13 protein-coding genes are annotated in these 15,229 nt (G+C 69.8%); 11 read left to right on the top strand and 2 right to left on the bottom strand.

Annotated features, from left to right (window positions below; all coding sequences use genetic code 11):
• The first annotated feature begins 152 nt into the window (after positions 1 to 152).
• The 6 genes from ACG00X_RS11485 (at position 153) to ACG00X_RS11460 (ending at position 7,742) form a co-directional block, all read left to right on the top strand.
• A complete protein-coding gene (locus tag ACG00X_RS11485) occupies positions 153 to 3,404 on the top strand; it encodes a two-partner secretion domain-containing protein (protein WP_394488313.1) in 3,252 nt (1,083 codons plus the stop codon).
• Between the two features lie 61 nt (positions 3,405 to 3,465).
• Positions 3,466 to 4,476, top strand: coding sequence for a substrate-binding domain-containing protein (locus ACG00X_RS11480; protein WP_394488312.1), 1,011 nt, complete (start codon positions 3,466 to 3,468; stop codon positions 4,474 to 4,476).
• A 52-nt stretch (positions 4,477 to 4,528) separates the two neighbouring features.
• Positions 4,529 to 6,214 carry a ShlB/FhaC/HecB family hemolysin secretion/activation protein gene (locus ACG00X_RS11475; RefSeq protein WP_394488311.1) on the top strand — a complete coding sequence of 562 codons (1,686 nt, stop codon included), beginning with the start codon at positions 4,529 to 4,531 and terminating at the stop codon, positions 6,212 to 6,214.
• Between the two features lie 16 nt (positions 6,215 to 6,230).
• Positions 6,231 to 6,662: a MotA/TolQ/ExbB proton channel family protein gene (locus tag ACG00X_RS11470; protein ID WP_394488310.1), complete on the top strand. Its 432-nt coding sequence runs from the start codon at positions 6,231 to 6,233 to the stop codon at positions 6,660 to 6,662.
• Positions 6,652 to 7,032, top strand: a complete 381-nt coding sequence (locus ACG00X_RS11465; RefSeq protein WP_394488309.1) for a biopolymer transporter ExbD — start codon at positions 6,652 to 6,654, stop codon at positions 7,030 to 7,032. Before ACG00X_RS11470 ends, ACG00X_RS11465 begins: the two co-directional genes overlap by 11 nt.
• A complete protein-coding gene (locus ACG00X_RS11460) occupies positions 7,029 to 7,742 on the top strand; it encodes a TonB family protein (protein ID WP_394488308.1) in 714 nt (237 codons plus the stop codon). Before ACG00X_RS11465 ends, ACG00X_RS11460 begins: the two co-directional genes overlap by 4 nt.
• 56 nt (positions 7,743 to 7,798) lie before the next feature.
• Here ACG00X_RS11460 and ACG00X_RS11455 read toward each other — a convergent pair whose 3' ends face one another.
• A complete protein-coding gene (locus ACG00X_RS11455; RefSeq protein WP_394488307.1) occupies positions 7,799 to 9,343 on the bottom strand; it encodes a thioredoxin family protein in 1,545 nt (514 codons plus the stop codon).
• Positions 9,344 to 9,533: 190 nt separating this feature from the next.
• Between ACG00X_RS11455 and ACG00X_RS11450 the strand changes: the two genes are divergently transcribed.
• Both ACG00X_RS11450 and ACG00X_RS11445 read left to right on the top strand, forming a co-directional pair.
• Positions 9,534 to 10,211: a DNA alkylation repair protein gene (locus ACG00X_RS11450; protein ID WP_394488306.1), complete on the top strand. Its 678-nt coding sequence runs from the start codon at positions 9,534 to 9,536 to the stop codon at positions 10,209 to 10,211.
• Positions 10,212 to 10,438: 227 nt separating this feature from the next.
• Positions 10,439 to 10,645: a hypothetical protein gene (locus ACG00X_RS11445; RefSeq protein ID WP_394488305.1), complete on the top strand. Its 207-nt coding sequence runs from the start codon at positions 10,439 to 10,441 to the stop codon at positions 10,643 to 10,645.
• 4 nt (positions 10,646 to 10,649) lie between these two features.
• Here the strand turns inward: ACG00X_RS11445 and ACG00X_RS11440 are convergent, their stop codons facing one another.
• Positions 10,650 to 12,713, bottom strand: coding sequence for an oxidoreductase (locus ACG00X_RS11440; protein ID WP_394488304.1), 2,064 nt, complete (start codon positions 12,711 to 12,713; stop codon positions 10,650 to 10,652).
• A 177-nt stretch (positions 12,714 to 12,890) separates the two neighbouring features.
• Here ACG00X_RS11440 and ACG00X_RS11435 point away from each other — a divergent pair, with 177 nt between their 5' ends.
• The 3 genes from ACG00X_RS11435 (at position 12,891) to ACG00X_RS11425 (ending at position 15,221) form a co-directional block, all read left to right on the top strand.
• A complete protein-coding gene (locus ACG00X_RS11435) occupies positions 12,891 to 14,204 on the top strand; it encodes a DUF4397 domain-containing protein (RefSeq protein WP_394488303.1) in 1,314 nt (437 codons plus the stop codon).
• Between the two features lie 85 nt (positions 14,205 to 14,289).
• Positions 14,290 to 14,985 carry a hypothetical protein gene (locus ACG00X_RS11430; RefSeq protein WP_394488302.1) on the top strand — a complete coding sequence of 232 codons (696 nt, stop codon included), beginning with the start codon at positions 14,290 to 14,292 and terminating at the stop codon, positions 14,983 to 14,985.
• Positions 14,982 to 15,221: a cysteine-rich CWC family protein gene (locus ACG00X_RS11425; protein ID WP_394488301.1), complete on the top strand. Its 240-nt coding sequence runs from the start codon at positions 14,982 to 14,984 to the stop codon at positions 15,219 to 15,221. The genes ACG00X_RS11430 and ACG00X_RS11425 overlap by 4 nt, the downstream gene beginning before the upstream one ends.
• Positions 15,222 to 15,229 lie beyond the last annotated feature (8 nt).

Below are 15,229 nucleotides of genomic sequence, written 5' to 3'. Positions count from 1 at the left end.
AGCCCTGGCACGCCGATGATTTCGTGCGTTGGCATCTTCGTTGCTATGTATCTGACTACATAACGAGTCAGGCGGTGTGTCCATCGCGGCGGAGGGCCGTCGCGGACGCGTGACGTGCGTTGTGCTCTGCCTGCGGGGCAAAGGATGCATCCATGAAGCAACCCACGCTGACGGGTCGCCACCGATGGTGGACGGCGGCGCTGCTGGCGCCGGCCGTGGTGTCACGTCTTGCGCTCGCTGCGCCGATCGGCGGTGTCGTGGCGAGTGGCTCGGCAGCCATCACGCAGCGCGGCGCGGTCACCACCATCGACCAGGCCTCGCCGGTCACCGTCATCAACTGGCAAGGGTTCTCCGTCGCTGCCGGCGAGTCGGTGCGTTTCAACCAGCCGGGCGCTTCGGCCGTGGCGCTCAACCGCGTCGTCGGCAACGAGCGCAGCGTCATCGACGGCGCCCTCGGCGCCAACGGCCAGGTCTTCCTCGTCAACTCCAACGGCGTGCTGTTCGGCAAGGGCAGCAGTGTCAGCGTGGGCAGCCTCGTGGCCAGCACCCTGGACATCGGCGACGCCGACTTCCTGGCCGGCCGCCGCGTCTTCAGTGCGACGAGCCGCGGCGCCGTGACCAACCTCGGCACGCTGACGGCACGCGACGGCGGCTACGTCGCGCTGCTGGGCGGCCAGGTGTCCAACCAGGGTGTGATCACCGCCACGCGCGGCACCGTGGCACTGGCGGCCGGCGGCAAGGTGATGCTGAACTTCAACGGCGACACGCTGCTGGGCCTGACGCTGGACCAGGGCGCGCTCGACGCGCTGGTCGAAAACCGCCAGGCCCTCTACGCCGACGGCGGGCAGGTGATCCTCACGGCGCGCGCCGCCGACGAGCTGCTGTCGGCGCAGGTCAACAACGCGGGCCTCGTGCGGGCGCAGACCCTCGATGACCTGCAGGGCCGCATCACGTTGCTGGCACAGGGGGGCGTCACGCAAGTCGGCGGCACCCTCGATGCCAGCGCGCCCCTCGCCGGCGACGGCGGCAGCATCGAGACCAGCGGCGATGTCGTGCGCGTGGCCGACGCGGCGCGCATCACGACGCGCGCCGCGGCCGGCCGCAGCGGTACCTGGCTCATCGACCCGACGGACTTCACGATCGCGGCCAGCGGCGGTGACATCACCGGCGCCGCGCTGGCTGCCCAGCTGGCGAACGGCAGCGTCACCGTCGCCTCCACCGCCGGCGCCAAGGGCACGGGCGGCGACGTGAGCGTCAATGACATGGTGAGCTGGGATGCCCCCACCACGCTGACGCTGAAGGCCGAACACGACATCGCGGTCAACAGCCCCGTCACCGCCAGCTACAGCGCCTACAGCGGGTCTGCGCCGGCCTTGCGCGCCGGCCTCACGCTCGACGCTGGCCACGACATCCATGTCAACAACGCCATCCGGCTGACCAACGCAGCGCTGGCCATGACCTGCGGCGGCGACTACGACATCCGCACGCAGGCCAGCTACAGCGGCAGCACGCTCGACGCCAACGGCCTCCCCGTCGCCAAGGCCGACACCAGCGGCGGCACCTACGGCAGCATCAGCTTCGGCGGAAGCTCCGGCAGTGGGGACGCGCTGTCCATCAACGGACAGGCCTACACGCTGATCTACAGCATGAGTCAGCTCGACGGCCTGGACAACACCGACGGCGTGACCGGCAACGGCAATTACGACGCGGTCCTGGGCCACTTCGCGATCGCCCGCGACCTGGAAGCCGCCGGCACGACCTACAGCGTCGCGCCGATCTACTTCTTCGGCGGCACGCTGGCCGGACTCGGGCACCAGATCAGCCATTTCTCGATGGATGCCCCGCAGTACAGCGCCGGACTGATCGGCAACGGCACCGACTACGGGCCCGTCACCATCCGCGATCTGGGCATGGTGTCGGTCAGCGTGACGAACGCCGCGCTGGGCGGCGCCGTAGGCGCGCTCATCGGCGAAGGCGGCGGCGTGCTGAGCCAGGTCTACAGCACAGGCACGATGAGCGTGCTGGGCGGCAAATTCGGCGGCGTGGCGGGTGCCTTCAACGGCACGATCTCGTCGTCCTTCTCGGGCGTCTCCATCGCGTCCGGTCGCTACAACGTCGGCGACACCGGCGGGCTGGTCGGTGCGATGACGGGCACCATCGGCGACTCGCACGCGACCGGGAGCATCGACGTCGTGATGAGCGCGCACTCGGCGAGCGCCAGCGGACTGGGCGGCCTGGTGGGCAGCATGACCGGCACGATCTCGAACGCCTATGCAACGGGCGCCGTGACCGCCCGCTACGCCGACGGCGTCGCCGCTGCGAGCTACGACATCAAGTACCTGGGCGGGCTGGTCGGGGCCTATGCGTCCCGTGCATCGGACAGCCTGACCCGCTCGTTCGCCACCGGCAGCGTCACCGGCGGCTCCTACCTCGGCGGCCTGCTCGGTGGCGTGCGCAGCTCCAAGGGCCTGCTCATCGACAACGCCTACGCCACCGGCGACGTGACGGGCATCTACCCCGTCCAGACCGCTTTCTCCGCGGCCTACCTGGGCGGCCTGATCGGCGTCGTGGGCGACCCATTCACGGCCACGTTGTCAGGCAGCATCTCGATCAGCCACGTGTTCGCCACGGGCAACGTTAACGCCAAGGGCGGCGGCAGCAACGTCGGCGGCCTCATCGGCTACGCCGCCAGTGGCAGCACGCCGGGCTCGCTGACGAGCGCCTACGCGACCGGCCAGGTGAGCGTGGCCAGCATCGACGGGATCTACACCGACAGCGCCGGCGGCCTGGTCGGCGGCATCAACCACTACGCCGTCTCCGACGTCTATGCCAAGGGCGACGTCCATGGCTACAGCCATGTCGGCGGGCTCATCGGCACGGCGGTCAACGCGACGATCAGCAAGGCCTACGAAACCGGCGCCGCGACGGCGGTCGATCAGACCAACTACGGCGCCGGCGGCCTGGTGGGCTTCCTCAACAACACCAGCACCACCAACACCTACTACAACGGTGACGTGAACAGCCGCGCCTTCTTCGGCAGCTTCGGCGGCGGCACGCACGACACCAAGGGCCTGACGGGCAACCAGATCGCGGACGGGGCCTACTACGCGAACGGCACCATCGGCCAGGTCATCGCGGCTCGCGAAGCCGCAGCCGCGGCGGCCGCACAGAAGAAGGCCTTCGAGGCGGCCGCACTGGCCGTCGGCGCCCGAGCACTGGCCGCCTCGCCGGACGGCACCCGGCCAACGGCGGTTGCGGCGCGCGCGCCCCTGCGCTCGACCGCCGCGCTCGCGCTGGACCAGAACCTCGTCATCTCCACCGCACGGTATTCGGCGGACATCCGCGGCATCGAGGTGGATGGCCAGCGCTTCGAGCTCGAGGAGAAAGGCGAACCGAAGAAATAGCCACGACATGCCCCTCATTCCGCAACCCAAAGCTCTCAGTCAAGTTCCCAGGAGATTCGACATGAATGGGTGTTCAAGTTCCCTCTTCCGCGCGATTGCCGCCTTCGCCTGCCTGTGGGCGTCGACCCCGGCCCAGGCCCTGTCCTGCACGACGGTGGGCGCGTCCGGCAGCGTGGGTTTCACCATCGCGGTGGCGTCCAACTTCAACGCGCCCACGCTTTCACTGGCCACGGCCTATGCCGACAGCCAGGGCTACAAGATCACCGTCTGCCAGGACTCGTCCGGCAACCTCTACAACGCCATCATCCCGAGCAACGGCCCGCAGTACGCGCTGTTCTTCTCGGCCGACACGACCCGCCCGGCGCTGATCTCCACGAACTACCCGACGCTGGTCGCTGCCAGCCCGGCGAACTACGCCAAGGGCATCCCCGTGTTCCTGCTGTCGCCCAGCGCCTATGCGGCCGCCAGCGGCAACTATCGGGCCGTCAGCTACCTGACGACCGGGCTGACCGCCGGCGCAAACGCCCAGCGCTCCGACAGCACCCTGCCCGCAGTGACCAACCATGTGAAGGTGCGGCGGGCGCCGTCGTCGCCGCCGGTCAGCTCCCTCGCCATCGGCAACCCCAGCCTCGCCCCCTACGGCGTGGCAGCAGGCTGGGTGCTCGGCAGCGACAGCGTCGCCTACCCCGACAACATGGGCCTGTGGGCCAGCGGCGCGAACGTCGCGAATGCGGGCACCAACGTCACGGCCAGCTGCGCCGGCTTCGTGACCGGGTCGCAGTGGATCTGCGAGTACGACAACATCGACTACACGCTGCAAGCCATCACCAACAACCGCGTGACGGCCGGCTTCGTGGCCTACGCGCAGGTCTGCCCCACCTGGGCGGGCAGCGCCTACCCACTCGACCAGTACGTGCTGTTCCCCGGCTACAACACGACGCAGGCCTACGTGCAGCTGAACGTCTCGGACGCGACCACACAGGCGCGCGCCACGGCCTTCCTCGCCTACCTGGGCATCGGGACCGGCAGCTGGAACAGCTGGCTCACCAGCCACTGCTACCAGTCCCTCTGAGCGCACCGAACGGCCCGCGCCGCCCACCACCTCCAGCTGCAGACACCTGTTGATGAAAACCATCGTTGCCCGATGCGGCCTCGCCCTGGCGCCCACGTTGTTGTGGGCCACGGCCCAGGCCCAGACCAGTGCCGCGCCGGTAGACGCCGGCAAGGCCCTGCAAGAAAGCCGGCCCGCGCTGCCGCCAGCGCCAAGAAAGCCGCTGGCGCCGCAGATCGATCAGCAGGAGGACGCACCGCTGGCGCTGCCGCCCGGGCAGACGCTGAAGGTGCTGTCCTTCCGCTTCGACGGTGCCGAGTTCATCGCCGAGGCGGATCTGCAGGCCGTGGTCGCGCCATTCGCGGGCCGGGCGCTGTCGATGGCCGAGATCAACACGGCGGCCGATCGCATCACCGCGCTGTACCGCAGCCGGGGCTACCTGGTGGCGCGGGCCTATGTCCCCCGGCAGGACGCCAGCGGCGGCACGCTCACGCTGCGCATCGTGATCGGCCGCTATGGCAAGGTGACGCTGCGCAACCAGTCGGGCGTCCGTGACGCCCAGCTTGGCGGCTATTTCGCCGGGCTTGCCGATCGCCCCATCACGCGCGATGAACTCGAGCGCGCGATGCTGCTGGTGGGCGAGCTGCCCGGCGCAACGCTGCCCAAGGTCAGCATCGCGCCGGGCGAGGCCGCCGGCACGTCGGACGTCGACATCCTCGTGGGTCAGGGCCGGCGTTACGGGGGCTACGCGACGCTGGACAACCACGGCTCGCGCTACACCGGCCGCCGCCGGTTGAGCATCGGCGCGTCGCTGTATTCGCCCTTCCACCTGGGCGACACGCTGGACTTCAGTGGCATGGACAGCGATGGCGGCGGCCTGCGCAGCGGCCGCCTAGCCTATTCGACGCCGCTGGGCAGCCACGGCCTGCGTGGTGAACTGGCCGTCGGCGGCACGCGCTACACGCTGGACGATGCCTACGCCTCCCTCGATGCACACGGCCAGGCCCGGACGCTGGAGATCAACCTCTTCTACCCGGTGCAGCGCACCCGCCAGCAAACGCTGACGGCCACCCTGGGCTTCGTCGACCGCGCGCTGCGCGACGAGCTGCGCTCTGCCGGCCAGCGCACCACCAGACACCTGCGCGCCGCCACCGCCGGGCTGGCGCTGGAACACGATGGCGCGCTGCTCGGGCGCAATGCCTATGCCTCGCTCAGCGGCAGCCTGACCATCGGCCGGCTGGACATCGACGAGCCCGACATGAAGGCGGCCAACCAGGCCGGTGCCAACTCGGTGGGCCGTTATGGGCGAGCCAGCCTGTCGGCCTCGGGGCGCATCGCGCTGAACGACACGCTCAGTGCCTCGGCGTCGATGAGCGTGCAGCGCGCCATCCACCGCAACCTGGACAGCAGCGAACAGTTCTCCATTTCCGGCACGCGTGGCGTCACGGCCTACCGAGAGGCGATCAGCGGCGACAACGGCCATCTGCTCCACCTGGAGCTGCGCCACACGCTGCCGGCCATCGCCGACACGACCCAGGCGCTGAGCCTGGTGGCCGACGCCGGCCAGATCAGCCTGCACGACGCGAGCTACGCGGCGGCCGACCGGGTGGACCTGAGCGATGTCGGCCTTGGCTACAGCCTGTCCTGGCGCTCGCTGTTCGTGCAGGCCCAGGTTGCGCTGGTGACGGGCCAGCGGCCGGTGTCCCTGCCTCGCGATGGCCGCGTGCGCGGCCTGCTGCAGGCCGGGGCCGTGTTCTGAAGCAGGGAGGTGTGCCATGCAAATGGAATGGTTGTCGGCGCTGGTCGACCACGGCGTGCTCGGTCTGCTGGGCCTGCTCAGCGTGCTGGTGGTGGCTACCGGCCTGGAGCGCTGGAGTCTCTACCGCCACGTCGATCTGGCCGCCGTGCTCAGCGCCGATGCGCTGGAGCTGCTGCTCACGCAGCGCCTGTCACTCATCGCCTCGGTGGCCAGCAACGCGCCCTATCTCGGGCTGCTCGGCACCGTGTTCGGCATCATGCTGACCTTCCATCGCATGGGCCAGGACGCAGCGGCCGACGTGGGGCAGATCATGACGGGCCTGGCTCTGGCGCTGAAGGCCACAGCTGCCGGGCTGGTGGTGGCCCTCATGGCCGTGACGCTCTACAACGCATTGCAGCGCCGCGCCCGGGTGCTGACGCTGCAGTGGCGGATGCGCCATGGAAGATGAGCCCATCGACGCGATGAACATGGTGCCGTTCATCGACATCATGCTGGTGCTGCTCACCATCGTGCTCACGACATCGAGCTTCATCGCCAGCGGCCGCATCCCGGTGCATCTGCCCCAGGCCCAGGCCGCCCTGCCGGACCGCGACCGCAGCCGGCGCATCGAGATCGACGCCCAGGGCAGCATCTTCCTGGACGGGCGCGGCGTCACGCCGCCGGCGCTGCGGGCCGCACTGGCGGTGCTGCCGAAGGACACCCCCTTTCTGCTGCGAGCCGACCGGGACGTGCGGTTGCAGCGCTTCGTCGACGTGGCCGACGTGCTGCAGCAGCTCGGCTTCACCAGGGTGGCCGTGCAGACGCGGCAGAGCGGATGAAACCCGCCCCCCCTGCCGCGAGGGCCTGGACGCTGCGGCGCTGCCTGGCGGCATCGCTGCTGGCGCATGTGCTGTTCGTGCTGCCGGCGCTGGCCGTCCGGGCCCGCGCCCCCGCTGCGCCCCGGCAGGACAAGCTGGTGGTCGAGCTGTTCGGCCTCGTCGCCCAGCGCCAGACCGACGAGGCCCGGGCCGGTGAAGCTGCCGCGCGCCCGGCGCCGCAAGCTCGGCCGCCACAGCCGCTGCAGCCCGCCCGCCGCGCACCATCGCCGCCGCCCGCGCCGCCTGCAATGGTCGACAGCCCGGTGCGCGTTGAAGCGCGCCCCGCACCCGCTGACGACGCGCCGCCCCAGGCCGCCGCATCGGCAACCCCCGGCCCCGCCGCCCAGGCGCAGGTCCGGCAGACCATCCCGCACGACGAGCCCGACCTCGACGCCCAGCGCCGCTACCTCGTGGCGCTGAAGCGCGCCGTCAAGGCCCGGCTCAGCTACCCGGCCGAGGCCAACGGCGCGACCGGGGCCCCCGTGGTCGCATTCGGCCTGCGGCCGGACGGCAGCGTGGAGCCGGGATCGCTGACGATTCGCCGCAGCAGTGGCAACACCGCGCTGGACGAGCAGGCCCTGCGCGCGGTGCAGGCCGTGGTTCCTTTCGAACCGCCCCCCCGCGCCATGACCATCGCACTGGACATTCCGTTCGCCGTCGAACAGCGTTAGCCGCTAGAAGCCGTTCATGGCGCCCCGCGCCCCGTCGCCGCCCACCACCGGCCGCCTCACGCCTTCTTCATCAAGCCCTGGCAGGCTGTCTTGGCCTGGGCGTCGCCGCCATCCAGCTTGCCGCAGACGCCGTCCAGCTGGGCCTTGAGCCGGCCGACGGCGGCGGCCTGGGCGGGGGTCTTGCTCCAGCCGGCCAGCAGCGTCGCCACCTTCTTCAGTGAGCGTTCGCTGCGCTCGTAGAACGCGCCGGGGTCTTTCTGTGCGTCGGCGAAGAGCTGGGCGGCGGTCTTCTCGATGCGCGCGGTGTCCTCGGGCGCCAGCTCGACCAGGGCACCGAAATACGTGGCACCCCACTGCAGCCGGGTCGCCGGGCCCTCGCTCTTGTTGTAGGCCTCTTCGTACCAGCGCAGCGCCTCGGCCTTCTTGCCCTGCTTCTTCGCGTTGCCGGCCAGCTGGCTCATCAGGTAGTAGGGCGAGTGGCTGCGCGCCAGCGCCGACTGCAGCAGCTCGTCGCTCTCTTTCCAGAGGCCGGCGCGGCCCAGCAGGTGGGCGGCTTCGGTGACCACGGCCTGGCGCTCGTAGCCGTCGGTGATCTCGCGGTTGGCCTTGGTGGCCTGGTCGCGGGCGTTGGCCAGCAAGGCGGCCGGCATGCCCTGGGGATGCGGCTCGTCCTTGGGCGAGCCCAGTCGGGCCAGGTCGATGCGGCCCTGCAGCGCATTCAGGCGGTCGGCGCGGGACAGCGTGGTGTCCTCGTTGAGCCGCTTCAGCGCGGCGTCGAACTCGGTGACGAGCTGGGTTCGCGTCGCGCCTGCCGTGGGTGCGAGGGCTTTGACGAGGTCGGGCGCCTCGTTGGTCAGCACGTCCATCTGCGCGCGGGACTGCGCGGCGTCGGCCAGCACGGCGCGCAGGCGGGGCAGCTGCGCGGCGTCCGTCGCCTTGCCGTCGGCCAGTGCGCCGATGGACTTCAGCCACAGGCGGGTGTTGGTCTCGCCGTCCACGCCCTCGCTGGCCTTGGCGAGCTGGGCCAGCGTGGCGGCGCGCTGGTCGGCGGGCAGCAGTTGCTGCTCGTCGGTCTCCCAGCCATAGAAGCCCAGCAGCCGCCATTCGTTGGCGGTGAGCTTCTTGCCCGCCTTGGCATCCGCCAGCACGGCCTTGACCGGGCGCCCGCTGGACAGCCCCAGCTGCAGCACCTTCATGACCTGGCCGGCGTCCGCCTCGCCGGGCAGGCGGGTGATCTCGCTGCCGTTCGGGTTGAACAGGATCAGCGTCGGGTAGCCGCGCACCTTGAAGCGCGTGCCCAGCTTTTGCGCACCGGGGGCGTCGCCGTCGATGCCCACGGCGACGAAGGCCTTGCTCTGCTCGATGAAGTCGGCGCGGTTGAACAGCGTGGCCTTGAGCTGGTTGCACGGCGGGCACCACTTGGCGCCCCAGTACAGCAGCACCGGCTTCTTCGCGGCCTTGGCCTCGGTGAAGGCGCGGTCGATGTCGGCATCGGCGGCGGCGGACTGCCAGCTCACGCCTGGACCGGGGCTGGCGTGGGCGGCGTGTACGGCCAGCGAGAGGGCGAGTGCGAGCGACGAGAGCAGGGGCGACAGCTTCATGGCGAGCAGTGAATGGGCGATGGAAGGATTGTCCCGACCCTTTGCCGAGGGCCTGGCAGGTTTTGCGAGTCAGTTTATGAGCCCGCCGCATGGAGGCGGGTCGTCATGCCGCTGTTGGTGTCGCGCCAGCGTGAGCGATGCCGGCCCGGGCCTGGCGCCACGCCCAGAGGCGCGGCCTTAGAGTCGCGGCATGCCCGTGGACCGACTCGATGCTGCCCTCGGCCTTCTGCGAGCTGCCGCGCGCCCGCAGGCGCTGGGCGAGATGGCCCGCTACGGCCTGGGTGGTGCCGCCCGGTTGGGCGTGGCCGTGCCGACGCTGCGCGCACTGGCCCGCGAATTGGGGCGCGATCATGGGCTGGCGCTCGCGTTGTGGGAGACCGGCATCCCCGATGCGCAGATCCTCGCGGGCATGGTGGCCGAGCCCGCGCGGCTGACCCCGGCCGACATGGACGGGTGGGTTGCGAGCCTGCCGGCCTGGGATGTCTGCGACCAGGCCTGCCTCAACGCCTTCGTCAGAAGCCCGCTGGCGTGGGAGGCCATCCCTCGCTGGGCGGCACGCGAGGCGGAATTCGAGAAACGCGCCGGCTTTGCGCTGCTGGCTGTTGCCGCCGTTCATCACAAGCAGCGGCCGGACGTCGAGTTCCTGGCCCGCCTGCCGTTGATCGAAGCGGCGGCCAGCGACGATCGCAACTATGTCCGCAAGGCCGTCAGCTGGGCGCTGCGCCAGATCGGCAAGCGCAGTGCCGCTTTGTGTGAGCCTGCGCTCACTGTGGCGGAGCGTCTCTGCGAACAGAGCGACGCATCCGCCCGCTGGATAGGCCGCGACGCCCGCCGCGAGCTCCTGAAAATGGGGTCAGGTTCGGATTGAGCCCACGGCCCGAGGCTCGCAGGCTCGCAATTAGGTTGAGCCGGCTGGCCTGCAAGCTGACCCCATATTTCACCCCCCTTTGGAGGGGTATGGGTGGGCAGGGTGGGGGGATCTCCCCCTTGGTTGCTTCTGGTTCCACCCTCCGGGTGATGGCTGCGGAAACGCTTGGCAACGATGCTTACGCCATGACGTTGAAGCGACGTCGAGCTTACAAAACGGAGGCCGCCATGCACTTCTTCAGCTCTTCGCAATTCCCCTGGGCCCACTCCACGCTGCCGCAGCAGGCCCCGGCGATGGGCGTCGGCGGGCAAGCCAGCGCGCGCAAGCTCGACTGCGGCTGGTATGACTCCAGCTTCGACCTCGCCCGGGGCCTGGAGGTGTCGGAGGACGACAACGACGCGCTCTACCAACTCTGGGCGTTGTCGCGCAACTGAGCTGTCAGAGCTGGCACGCCAGCGTCGTCCCCTGCAGGATGGCGCGCTTGGCGTCCAGCTCACCCGCTTCCAGCGCGCCGCCGATCAAATGCACGCGGGCGCCTGCCGCCCGCAGCGGCGCCTCCAGCTCGCGCAGCGGTTCCTGGCCGGCGCACAGCACGATGGTGTCGGCCTCGATGAGCTGGGCATCCGCCCGCTTCTCGCCGTAGCTCACCCACAGACCCTCCGGCGTGATCTGCTCGTAGTTGACGCCGGCCAGCATCTCCACCTGCTTCATCTTCAGCGCGGCGCGGTGGATCCAGCCGGTGGTCTTGCCCAGGCCCGCGCCCAGCTTGCCGGCCTTGCGCTGCAGCAGCGTGATCTGGCGCCGCGGTGCCGCTGGGGCCGGGCGCAGCAGCCCCGCCCGCACCTGCTCGGGGTCGCCCACGCCCCAGTGGCGGCGCCACGCGGTCGGGTCCAGTGTCAGCGAGTGGCCGGCCTCCAACAGGAACTCGGCCATGTCGAAGCCAATGCCACCCGCCCCGACGATGGCCACGCGCGCGCCCACCGGCCGGTCGTGGCGCAGCACGTCGATGTAGCTCAGCACCTGGCCGCGTGCGATGCCCTCGGCCTGGCCCGGGATCTTGGGGTCGCGGGCGCTGACGCCGGTGGCCAGCAGCACGTCGTCATAACCCGTCAGGTCGGCGGCGGCAACGCGGCGGCCCAGTTGCAGGTCGACCCCGGTCACCTCGATGCGGCGGCGGAAGTAGCGCAGCGTCTCGGCGAACTCCTCCTTGCCCGGCACACGCCGTGCCATGTTGAACTGACCGCCGATCTCGGTGGCGGCGTCGAAGAGCCGCACCTCGTGGCCGCGCTCGGCCAGCGTCGTCGCGGCCGCCAAGCCCGCCGGGCCGGCGCCGACGACGGCCAGGCGCTTCCTCGCGCTGCCGGTCACCGGGCGCACGACGATCTCCTGCTCGTAGGCCGCGCGCGGGTTGACCAGGCAGGTGGAGATCTTCTGCGCGAACGTGTGGTCCAGGCAGGCCTGGTTGCAGGCGATGCAGGTGTTGATCTCGTCCGCGCGGCCCAGGCGCGCCTTCTGCACGAAGGCCGGGTCGGCGAGGAAGGGGCGTGCCATGGAGACCATGTCCGCCGCGCCGTCGGCCAGCACACCCTCGGCCACGTCGGGCGCATTGATGCGGTTGCTGGTGATGAGCGGCGTGTCGATGCCCTCGGCCCGCAGTTGCGCCCGCAGCTTGGCCGTCACCCAGGCGAAGCCCGCGCGCGGCACGCTGGTGGCGATGGTAGGGATGCGGGCCTCATGCCAGCCAATGCCCGTGTTGATCAGCGTTGCACCGCCCCGGGCCACGCGCCGCGCCAGCTCGACGATTTCCTCCCACGAGCTGCCATCGGGCACCAGGTCCAGCATGGACAGACGGTAGATGATGATGAAGTCCGGCCCCACGGCCTCGCGCATGCGGGCCAGGATCTCCAGCGGCAGCCGCATGCGGTTCTCGTAGGAGCCGCCCCAGGCGTCGGTGCGCTTGTTGGTGTGCGCGACGAGGAACTGGTTGATGAAGTAGCCTTCGCTGCCCATCACCTCCACGCCGTCGTAGCCGGCCTCGCGGGCCAGCTTCGCGCAGCGGATGAACGCGCGGATCTGCCGTTCGATGCCCCCCGTGCCGAGTTCGCGCGGCGTGAACGGCGAAATGGGGCTCTGGATGCGCGACGGTGCCACGCACAGCGGCGAGTAGCCGTAGCGGCCCGTGTGCAGGATCTGCAGCGCGATCTTGCCGCCCTCGGCATGCACGGCGTCGGTGATGATGCGGTGCCGCCGCGCGGCGCCCGACGTCGCCAGCGTGCCGGCGAACGGTTTGGCCCAGCCCTCGATGTTGGGTGCGAAGCCGCCGGTCACGATCAGGCCCACCTCGCCCCGGGCGCGCTCGGCGAAGAACACCGCCATGCGCTCGAAATGCTTGCGCCCGTCCTCCAGGCCGGTGTGCATGCTGCCCATCAGCACGCGGTTCTTCAGCGTCGTGAAGCCCAGGTTCAGCGGGGCCAGCAAGTGGGGGTAGGTCATTCGGCGCATGCTACCCAGCGGGGCGCGGCAGAATTGCAGGATTGCCCTCAGTGCTGGGGGTAGGTAGCAACAGTTCTTCACCCGGTGCTAGATGGCGGCAATGCCGCGCTCCCTGGCTTGAGTTCTAATCGCCAATCCGCGTTCTTGGGATGGGCCCGGCGGTTTGGTTTTTTCGGAGAGTTCTCGATGCGATTCACCCCCTTGGCCAACCGGCTGGCCCTGACGCTGAGCCTGTCGGTCACCGCTGCTCTGACCGCTTGCGGCGGCGGCGGCGATGACGGTTCCAACACGCAGATGCGGCTGCTCAATGCCACGCGGTCTTTCGCGACACTGGACCTGACGGCCGACGACAAGGCCGTCAGCAGCAAAGTTGCCTACGCCAACGTTGGTGAGTACGGCAGTGTCGGCACCAGCGCGGCGAGCATCAAGGTGCTCGACAGCGTCTCGGGCGTCAGCCTCCAGGCGCTGACGCCGCAGCTGAATGCCAACAGTCGCTACACACTCGTCCTCTCCGGCTTCGCTGGTGCCGTCCGCCCGTCGCTGATTGAAGAAAACCAGGATGCCGCCGAGGCCAACAGGGCCAAGCTGCAGGTCCTGAACCTGGCGCCGGATGCTGGTGCTCTGGACGTCTATGTGACCGCGGCCGCGAACTGCACGCTTTCGAACGAAGCGGCGCTGGTCACGAACCTGGCTGGCAGCACCGGCAGCATTTACAACGTCATCAATTCCGGCAAGTTCCGTGTCTGCGTGACGGGCTATAGCAAGCGCAACGACCTGCGCCTGGAGATTCCGGAAGTCACGCTGGATTCCACCACCGTCAACACCTTGATCCTCACCGCGACGGATGGCGGCGTGCTGGTCAACGGCATGACGCTGCTCCACAAGAGCACGGTCAAGAACTTCCCCACCACGCTGACGCGCGTGCGCGCGGTCAGCGCGCTGGCAGGTACGGCCCCGGTGTCGGCCACGATCTCGGGCAACAACATTCTGCCGTCGTCGCTGCCGCCGAACACGACGGACTATTACAGCTTCACGGCTGGCGCCAACAGCGTGGCCATCACAGCCAACTCCATTCCGGTCGGACCGGCGACGTACAACTTCCTGGCCGGGAACGAGTACACGCTGCTGGTCTGGGGTGATGAAACGACGCAGCAGGTGTCGGTTCTCGTCGATGACAACCGCCTGCCCACCATCAGCGGCAACGTGAAGATGCGTCTGGTCAACGGCATGTCTGCGGCCAATGCGCTTGCGTCGCTGAACGTCGACTACCAGACCCAGGCCAGCAATGTGCTGCCGGGTACCAGCTCGGTGCCGGCCAACATGAACTCGTCGACCGGCGCCGCCGTCACGGTGAACTCGCCGTTGAAGGTCGACGCGATCTACAACCCGGCATCGGGCACTTCGACGGGCCTGACCCCGCTGACCGCCAACGGTGTCTACACCGTCTTCGTCATGGGTGACCCGAACAACGTGAAGGGCAAGCTCAGCAAGGACCGCTGATCACCTGTCCAGGCAAGACTTCTCAAGCCCCTCGCGCCGCCCCGGCCCGAGGGGCTTTTCAATTCTGGCGCCCGAGAATCTCACCATGCCCACCCCCACCCGCCTCCACCTGCAGCGCCTGCGCCAGCTGTGGCGCAGTGCGGGCTGGCCCAGCCAGGATCTGGTGGAGATCGAGCTGCTGGCCGCTGGCTGGGTGGAGCGCCTGGCCGAGGCCGATGGCCGCGAGCGGCTGCGCGTCACCGACGCGGGCGTGGCGCTGATCGCCGATTCGCTGGTGCGCAACCGTGCGGCGCGGGACGCGCACGAGCAGCTCGTCGAACGCGTGGCCATCGAGATGCAGCGCGCCGGCCGCATCGCCTGGCGCGGCCTGAGCCTGCGGGCTGGCTTGCCGCGGGACGACGACAGTGGCGGCACGCGCTGGGTCAACGCGATGCCCGACGTCTACTCCATCCGCCACTCCACGGTGGAGGACTACCTCGAGCCGGCCATCCACGAGATCAAGGTCAGCCGTGCCGACCTGTTAGGCGAGCTGCGCCGCCCCGACAAGTCGGCCGCCTACCGCGCGCTGTGCGGCCAGTGCTGGTTCGTCATCAAGGCCGGCATCGCCGAGCCCGACGAGATTCCGCCCGATTACGGCGTGCTCCTGGGCCATGCCACGCATTTGGAACTGGCCCGCCCGGCGCCGAAGCGGGCCCACAAGCCCGACTTCGCCACCTGGATGGCGCTGGCCCGCGCCACGCCGCTGGCGCCGCCGGACGACCATCCACAATCGCCGCTATGAACGCAGCGCGCAACGGCCCCCTCATCGACGCCACCTGCCCGCGCTGTGGCGGCGGCTTTGCGTGCGGTGCCGAGGCCGGTCACTGCGACTGCTTCGACATCCGGCTCAGCGAGGCCTTGCGTGCCGACCTGGCCGCCCGCTACCCCGACCGCTGCCTGTGCCTGCGCTGTCTGCGCGAGGTGATGGCCGCTGACGCAGGGGCCGCACCACCCGCCACCGCACCGGCGCGCGGCTGATCGGCCGT

The sequence above is a fragment of the Pelomonas nitida genome, from assembly GCF_043555975.1.
Classification (GTDB): Bacteria; Pseudomonadota; Gammaproteobacteria; order Burkholderiales; family Burkholderiaceae_C; genus Pelomonas; species Pelomonas nitida.
This window is presented reverse-complemented; position numbering and strand designations above follow the sequence as displayed.

Bases quoted from the DNA above. Each gene is read 5' to 3' on its own strand.
- ACG00X_RS11435 (WP_394488303.1), top strand. From the start codon at position 12,891: ATGCGATTCACCCCCTTGGCCAACCGGCTGGCCCTGACGCTGAGCCTG.
- ACG00X_RS11470 (WP_394488310.1), top strand. From the start codon at position 6,231: ATGCAAATGGAATGGTTGTCGGCGCTGGTCGACCACGGCGTGCTCGGT.
- ACG00X_RS11460 (WP_394488308.1), top strand. From the start codon at position 7,029: ATGAAACCCGCCCCCCCTGCCGCGAGGGCCTGGACGCTGCGGCGCTGC.
- ACG00X_RS11480 (WP_394488312.1), top strand. From the start codon at position 3,466: ATGAATGGGTGTTCAAGTTCCCTCTTCCGCGCGATTGCCGCCTTCGCC.
- ACG00X_RS11430 (WP_394488302.1), top strand. From the start codon at position 14,290: ATGCCCACCCCCACCCGCCTCCACCTGCAGCGCCTGCGCCAGCTGTGG.
- ACG00X_RS11450 (WP_394488306.1), top strand. From the start codon at position 9,534: ATGCCCGTGGACCGACTCGATGCTGCCCTCGGCCTTCTGCGAGCTGCC.
- ACG00X_RS11440 (WP_394488304.1), bottom strand. From the start codon at position 12,713: ATGCGCCGAATGACCTACCCCCACTTGCTGGCCCCGCTGAACCTGGGC.
- ACG00X_RS11475 (WP_394488311.1), top strand. From the start codon at position 4,529: ATGAAAACCATCGTTGCCCGATGCGGCCTCGCCCTGGCGCCCACGTTG.
- ACG00X_RS11425 (WP_394488301.1), top strand. From the start codon at position 14,982: ATGAACGCAGCGCGCAACGGCCCCCTCATCGACGCCACCTGCCCGCGC.
- ACG00X_RS11445 (WP_394488305.1), top strand. From the start codon at position 10,439: ATGCACTTCTTCAGCTCTTCGCAATTCCCCTGGGCCCACTCCACGCTG.
- ACG00X_RS11455 (WP_394488307.1), bottom strand. From the start codon at position 9,343: ATGAAGCTGTCGCCCCTGCTCTCGTCGCTCGCACTCGCCCTCTCGCTG.
- ACG00X_RS11465 (WP_394488309.1), top strand. From the start codon at position 6,652: ATGGAAGATGAGCCCATCGACGCGATGAACATGGTGCCGTTCATCGAC.
- ACG00X_RS11485 (WP_394488313.1), top strand. From the start codon at position 153: ATGAAGCAACCCACGCTGACGGGTCGCCACCGATGGTGGACGGCGGCG.